Origin of the sequence: Segatella salivae DSM 15606 (genome assembly GCF_000185845.1) — a bacterium.
Classification (GTDB): domain Bacteria; phylum Bacteroidota; class Bacteroidia; order Bacteroidales; family Bacteroidaceae; genus Prevotella; species Prevotella salivae.
Genome location: NZ_GL629647.1, coordinates 1,765,331 through 1,772,323, shown reverse-complemented (window position 1 = coordinate 1,772,323; position 6,993 = coordinate 1,765,331). Strand labels below are relative to the sequence as shown.

Here is a 6,993-nt window from a genome sequence, read left to right as displayed (position 1 = left end):
CGGGTGACGGACAAACGCTTGTGCCTTATCACGACATTATCGGCCCCGCCATGAGATTGTTCTACCTCCCTTTCTGACAAACGCCCCACACATTAACGCTCAAAAGCACTCGAATAGTGAAAACGGCCCTACTTTCTTCTACATATTTCGGACCCATTCAATGGTATCAAAAGCTGCATCGTTATGATGAATGTCTTATCGAATGTCACGATAACTTTGTCAAACAAACTTATCGCAACCGCTGTGTCATCCCAACAACCAATGGCGTTCAGGCGCTCTCTATCCCTGTAACTTGCCCTGATGGCTATCAACTTTCAAAGACACCGATGCAAGATATCCGCATCTCGGACCATGGAAACTGGCGTCATGTGCATTGGAATGCACTCTGTTCTGCCTATGGAGAGAGTCCTTTTTTTATGTATTATGAAGATGATCTGCGCCCTTTCTTTGAACAAAAATGGACGTTTCTCATCGACTTTAATATGGCTATCACGGAAAAAATGATTGAGTTGTTGGATATTCAACCCTCTATCCGCCTGACCGATTCTTTTGTTCCGCTGGCTCCTTCCACTGACAATAGCGCTGCTTCCCACGTCTTCGACGACTTCCGCGATGTCATCCGACCGAAGCATCCCGGTCCCGATACCGACTTTTCTCCCCGTCCTTACTATCAAGTTTACCAGCAAAAGCATGGCTTTCAAGCCAATATGAGCATCCTCGACCTGCTATTTAATGAAGGCAATGAGGCCGTGTTGTGGTTGTAGGAAGGAGGAAGTAGGAGAGAATAAAGCCTCACCCCCAGCCCCTCTCCGAAGAGAGAGGGGAGTGATATGTCTGCAATTGGAGTGTGATTATAGTGTAATTTTTCTAATAAATGGAAACCAATCGGGAGTGATATGTTCGTGATTGGTGTGTCGTTATAGGCAAAACCTGATTTGTGGTGATTGATATTATTTTATGGTTTAGTATCAACAACGTCATAAATCCTAATTCATTCTCAAACGCTCCCTTTATTTCCGGGGCTAACTACCCCTCCCTCTCTTCGGAAACTCATAGGTCGTTGTCCGTAGAGCTTGCGAAACGAGGAGAACAAGGGGGTGGAAGTGTGGCCCCGTTTGCGTCATTTTACTGCGTAATTAGCCGTAAATTACCTCTTAAAATCATAAATATTGCGTTGTGTTTCCACACATCTTATTTTGTAAATGATTCCTTTCAACGCCATAAGTGTTACGCTTTCTAAGCGTAATCCGCTATTAATCCATATGTGTATAGACGTTAATCACACCATGAAACACACGTTTCAACGCCGTAGGTGTTGCGTTTTTGATAGCCCAGGGTTGCCAAACGATAGTGCAGGCTACCCTGGGTTAGGGTATGGTTTGTGTGGAACAACGCCATCGATGTTGCGCTTTTTTTTGATTAATCCCCATAAATTGTCTCATTATAAGCATGCCTTCACAGAAAAAGCTCAACACCTATGGCGTTGAATCTCCTTGCGAATGTTTACCCGGGGTAGGCTCGTTCCTCGCCAACCCCGGGCTATCAAAAGAACAACTCGTACCGAGTTGCGTGGTGAAACAATTGTGAGAGTGACATGATTGATAATAAAATGTAAAATAGTGTAAGGGAAACAAAGCATCACCCCCAGCCCCTCCCCAAAGAGGGAGGGGAGTAGTTAGCCATGAAAATGAAGGGAGTTATTTGAGAGGTAATTGAAAACATTGATGATGTTGATAATAAAGCGTAAAATGAGTTGGGACATTTCATATGATGATTTTCCGTATTTTACCATATGAAACAACAGAAATGGTGTTACAAAATGCGTGTTTCAACGCCGTAGGTGTTGCGCTTTTGATAGCTCAGGGTTGCCAAACGATAGTGCAGGCTACCCTGGGTTAGCGTATGTTGTGTGGGGAACAACGCCGTAGGTGTTGCGCTTTTTTTACGTAATCTGCCATGAATCTCCTCGCTATAACCATGCTTTCATAGAAAAGGCTCAACACCTACGGCGTTGAATCTCCTTGCAAACGTTGACCCGGGGTAGGCTCGTTCCTCGCCAACCCCGGGCTATCAAAAGAACAACTCGTACCGAGTTGCGAGATGAGAACATTCATCATAGTGGATGCATTCATTGGAATACTGGCATAACACCTATGTCATTGTGCGCTATAACAATATTCATTGGCATAAAATTTTTATTGCGTGACTATTTCAAATGATTTTTATTATTCATTCAATGATAATTCATTATAAAATCATTTGGTGCAAATGGTTGAACAATCTGCGGCATTTCACCGCACAAAATACATCAAATTACACGATAATATGGCGCAAATCATTTTGCCTTCTAAAATCAACTGCGTGGGCACCTCTGATGAAATCCAAAATCATTAGAAAGATACCGCACAGACTAAGATTGCACACTGCATGGATACCTCTTATGAAATCCATTATCATCTAACGGATTCCATGCCCAAAGAAGTTAGGAACTGCATGGCCACCTCTAATGAAATCTAATTCCATCCCATTTATTTCTTAGGCTAATACCTCTCCTCCCTCTTCGAGAAGCCATTGGTTGCTGTTTGTGAAACCTATAAAACGGGAAGAGCAAGGGGCTGGAAATGGGAGGCAAAAGGGCGAAGGACCCACAACGAAAGAGTGGTGGGAGCGGCATCTTTTCCCACAAAAAACAAGGACATCTGTTACAAACAGATGTCCTTATACGCTTCAAATATATGTGTTATGGTAGCTAATGCAGTGTCAAATTGTTATAAAAGACGATGCAGCGGATCACTCCGCTGCTCATCACTCATAATGTTGTAAGAGCCGACTTTGGCTGAATTATACTAATATAGTCCAAATGTTATTGAGTATCAAGGCGCTCCTTTCTTACTCCTTTCACTTGATGTTTATCGTGAAAGACATTGCAAAGATAGAAAATCTCTATCCCTTTAGCAATCGAAAAAATATATTAAGTCATTGATAAAAACTATAACTATAAGATAAAGCATTGTAAATCAGTTGGTAATCATTATTGAAATAGTGGCATATTTCTATGAAAACTTTTGTTTTTCTTGATTACTTCAACTTGTTGTTTGCGATTTATTCCCTGTTGAATGAGGCTGACTTCTCTCGTTTAATACGTCAGAACAGCAGGTCAAGAGTGAAGGTTGAGGCTTATGAGTGTATGTCTATGCGAGCATTTTCCCTTTGTTTTGGCTCATGAAGTGAGGTGGTTTATGCGCAGAAGGATGAGTGAAAAACCAGAAGAAAGCATGGGAATGTTACAATTTTTGTGTAAGTTTGCAACACGATATCATTTTTCTCACTTATGATGACATTAGAGTTTATCTTACGAATCTTTGTTGCTGCCGTGTTAGGAGGACTCATTGGACTCGAACGCGAGTATCGCGAGAAGGCGGCAGGACTACGTACTCATTTCTTAGTTGCACTCGGATCGGCCCTCTTTATGATTATATCGGCCCATGGTTTTGACGGCATATTGAAGGATCCCAACATGCGTCTTGACGTGTCACGCATAGCTGCTCAGGTAGTGTCGGGCATTGGTTTTATTGGTGCCGGGACGATAATCTTTCAGAAAAATGCCGTGCGTGGACTGACCACGGCAGCCGGAGTGTGGGTTACTGCGGCAATAGGCTTGGGTTGTGGAGCCGGACTTTACGTGCTCTCGGCAGTGGCCACGGTGCTCGTTCTCATGGGAATGGAAGCATTCAACTATGTGCTTCGTCATCTCGAACACCATCATGCGAAAAATGAAGACAAGGCGTTGGCAGACGAAACGCCACAAAACAATAAACAATGAAAATGAAAAGACAACGACTTGTGAGTCGCCTTGCGTGCCTGTTGCTGTTGTCATGCAGTGTGATTTCTGTCGAAGCTGCGCAGAAAGAAAGTCAGACGGCGCGGAAATTAGCGCGCGAAGGCTATGTGAACATCCGTGAGGTTGATCCGTCAATCCATGTGAGTTTGATGTATGGAAGGGCTGATAACTTCTGCGGAGTAGTGCTATATGACGATCTCAAAGAAGCCTTTTTGCATCCCGAAGCCATGGCCGCATTGAAGAAAGCGCAGGCATATTTGAAGCAGTTACGCCCCGATTTGAGTCTGAAAGTCTATGATGCGGCTCGCCCGATGCACATCCAACAGAAGATGTGGGATAAGGTGAAACACACCGAAAAGGATATCTATGTGTCGAATCCAGCCCATGGTGGTGGCATGCATAATTATGGAATGGCAGTTGACATCACACTTTGTACGCTGAAAGGTGACACACTCGACATGGGAACAAAAATCGATTATATGGGCCGTGCCGCCCATATCGACCATGAAGATCGCTTGGTTGAGGAGAAGAAAATTAGCAAGAAAGCGCGTGAAAATCGTCAGTTGTTGCGCAAAGTCATGCGATATGGCGGATTCATTCCACTCAGAACAGAGTGGTGGCACTTTAATAAATGTTCGCGTGCAACGGCAAAGAAGTATTATAAAGTCATCCCATAAGTTTATGATGCACGACAAAAGGCAGCACAAAGCAGTTTGCCTTGTGTCGCGGAATGTTATCGCTTAGCAATGAATACAGCCACGTTTATACGCCAACACCGCACAGACGATGTGCGCACCTTAGCCCTTCAAGCTCGTCGATGGCCTGAAGTTGACATGGCTTTTGCCCTTTCTCAGATACAGGGATGGCAGACAGCGCGTCAGAAACTGCCTGAATGGGCAAGGCGAGATGACGTGTGGTTTCCTCCTCATTTGTCGATGGAACAGTGCTCAAGTGAAGCCACTGCGCGTTATAAATGCAGGGTAGTAGAGCGGTTGTTAGCAGCAGATGAGCGGCAGAAAGGTACGTTAGTAGACCTCACTGGGGGCTTCGGCGTGGACTTTTCTTACATGGCTCGGCTGTTTGAAAAGGCTGTATATGTGGAGCAACAAGAGCGCCTTTGTGAGGTGATGCGCCACAATGCAGCGTGTTTCGAACTACAACAGGCAGAGATAGTAGAGGGGGATGGTGTTGCCTATCTTCGCGAACAGCAAGACCGAGTCGCACTCGTTTACTTGGATCCTGCCCGCCGTGATGCGCACGGGAGTAAGACTTATGCCATTAAAGACTGCTCGCCCGATGTGGCAACACTTAGTGATGAGCTTGTGGAAAAGGCGCAATGGGTTATGATTAAGCTATCGCCGATGCTCGATTGGCATGCAGCTGTGGAGGAAATGAAATATGTTTCAGAGGTTCATATCGTGAGTGTTGGAGGCGAATGTAAGGAACTTTTGCTCATTCTACGACAGGAAGCATGTGATGAAAAGCGCCTGTATTGTGTGAATGATGACGATGTTTTTGCGTGTGCTTTCAGTCAAATTGCTATTCCAGTAAATATGGTTGACAACCTCAGTTCGGCTCGTTGGCTCTATGAACCCCATGCTTCACTGATGAAAGGAGGCTGTTTTGGCGAGCTGGCTGAACGCTATGGAGTGAAAGGAGTGGGGCAGAACTCCCATCTGTTTGTGTCGGATAAGCGCGTGGAAGGCTTTCCGGGGCGTAGTTTTGAGATTCAAAGCATCATGTCGATGAACCGAAAAGAGGTGAAAACAAAGCTTGGCGGACTAATAAAAGCCAATGTGGCGGTGAGGAATTTTCCGTTGACAGTTGTCGAACTTCGGCGGCGTTTGCACTTGAAAGAAGGGGGAAATGATTATTTATTTGCCACGACTGTGGGGACAACACATACCTTAATATTATGCAAAAAACAAATGTAAATTTGGAATTATGACCAATTTTGGCTAATTTTGCATGTTTAGAAATAAAATGATAGATACAATGTCATCAGTTGAAATAAAGAAGGTAGAGAACAAAAAAGACTTAAAAACCTTCATCGATTTCCATTATGATCTTTACGAAGGAAATGAATATGATGCACCGACACTATTTAGTGACGATATGCATGTGCTTGATCCAAAGAAGAATGCGGCTTTTGAGTTCTGTGAAGCAGAGTTATATTTAGCTTATAAAGAAGGCAAATTGGTGGGCCGTGTGGCTGCCATCATTAACCACAAAGCAAACAAACAGTGGGATACGAAGGCTGTAAGGTTTGGCTGGATTGACTTTATTGACGACATAGAAGTGAGCCGTGCATTGCTTGATGCGGTAGGAAACTATGGCAAAGCCCATGGTATGGACAACATCATTGGGCCGCTTGGGTTTACTGATATGGACCCAGAGGGAATGTTGACAGATGGTTTTGACCAGCTCGGAACAATGGCAACCCTCTATAACTACCCTTATTATCCGCGCCACATGCAGGAACTTGGCGGCTGGGAAAAGGACAATGATTATGTAGAATACAAGCTCATTGTGCCGAAAGAAATGCCAGAAAAGTATATGAAAGTGGCTCAGATGATTGAAAAACGCTATGATCTTCATGTGCGAGCAATGACAAGACGTGAGATCTTTAAGGACGGATATGGTCATAAAGTGTTTGAAGTAATCAACGAAACATTTAAGCATCTCTATGGCTATTCAGAGCTTTCAGATCGTCAGATAGACCAATATGTGAAGATGTATCTGCCCTTTGTTGATTTAAACTGGGTGCCGATAGTTGAAGATTGGAGTGTAACGCCCCATAAATTAGTGGGAGTTGGTATTACGATTCCTTCGTTGTCACGTGCATTGCAGAAGCTACACAGAGGCAGATTGTGGCCGTTTGGTTGGTGGGATATGCTTCGTGTGTTGAAGTTTCATAAGACAAAGATAGTCGATTTGTTGCTGATAGGCGTTCTTCCTGAGTATCGTGTGAAAGGCGCTAATGCCCTTTTGTTCTCTCATCTCATTCCTATTTATCAGAAATATGGAATAGAGTGGGGTGAAACCCATGTGGAAATGGAAACCAATGGCAAAGTACAATCGCAGTGGCAATACTTAGAAACCGTGCAACATAAGCGTCGTCGATGCTATAAAAAGCTGATTTAAGTGTTGCA

The 6,993-nt window shown here is 44.0% G+C and carries 8 protein-coding genes; 5 read left to right on the top strand and 3 right to left on the bottom strand.

The window, feature by feature from the left end:
- Window positions 1–116 precede the first annotated feature (116 nt).
- On the top strand, window positions 117–764 hold the full coding sequence (locus tag HMPREF9420_RS07195; protein ID WP_007134887.1) for a WbqC family protein: 648 nt from the start codon (window positions 117–119) through the stop codon (window positions 762–764).
- Window positions 765–1,275: 511 nt separating this feature from the next.
- On the opposite strand, the gene HMPREF9420_RS14855 is transcribed toward HMPREF9420_RS07195, so the two are convergent.
- The 3 genes from HMPREF9420_RS14855 to HMPREF9420_RS14850 form a co-directional block, all read right to left on the bottom strand.
- Window positions 1,276–1,398 (bottom strand): hypothetical protein, encoded by a 123-nt coding sequence (locus HMPREF9420_RS14855; RefSeq protein WP_257898460.1) that lies wholly within the window; start codon window positions 1,396–1,398, stop codon window positions 1,276–1,278.
- A gap of 77 nt (window positions 1,399–1,475) precedes the next feature.
- Entirely contained in the window at window positions 1,476–1,634 is a 159-nt protein-coding gene (locus HMPREF9420_RS14210; protein WP_169309696.1) for a hypothetical protein, read from the bottom strand.
- Window positions 1,635–2,003: 369 nt separating this feature from the next.
- Window positions 2,004–2,132, bottom strand: coding sequence for a hypothetical protein (locus HMPREF9420_RS14850; protein WP_081457442.1), 129 nt, complete (start codon window positions 2,130–2,132; stop codon window positions 2,004–2,006).
- 1,199 nt (window positions 2,133–3,331) lie between these two features.
- On the opposite strand from HMPREF9420_RS14850, the gene HMPREF9420_RS07190 reads away from it, so the two are divergent.
- The 4 genes from HMPREF9420_RS07190 (at window position 3,332) to HMPREF9420_RS07175 (ending at window position 6,985) form a co-directional block, all read left to right on the top strand.
- A complete protein-coding gene (locus HMPREF9420_RS07190; protein ID WP_007134880.1) occupies window positions 3,332–3,823 on the top strand; it encodes an MgtC/SapB family protein in 492 nt (163 codons plus the stop codon).
- Complete coding sequence (locus tag HMPREF9420_RS07185; protein ID WP_007134879.1) at window positions 3,820–4,518, top strand: M15 family metallopeptidase; 699 nt, start codon at window positions 3,820–3,822, stop codon at window positions 4,516–4,518. Before HMPREF9420_RS07190 ends, HMPREF9420_RS07185 begins: the two co-directional genes overlap by 4 nt.
- Before the next feature lie 69 nt (window positions 4,519–4,587).
- The gene (locus tag HMPREF9420_RS07180) at window positions 4,588–5,775 is read left to right on the top strand and encodes a THUMP-like domain-containing protein (RefSeq protein ID WP_044078833.1); all 1,188 of its coding nucleotides are present in this window, start codon (window positions 4,588–4,590) and stop codon (window positions 5,773–5,775) included.
- Between the two features lie 61 nt (window positions 5,776–5,836).
- Complete coding sequence (locus tag HMPREF9420_RS07175) at window positions 5,837–6,985, top strand: hypothetical protein (protein ID WP_036907409.1); 1,149 nt, start codon at window positions 5,837–5,839, stop codon at window positions 6,983–6,985.
- Window positions 6,986–6,993: the final 8 nt, after the last annotated feature.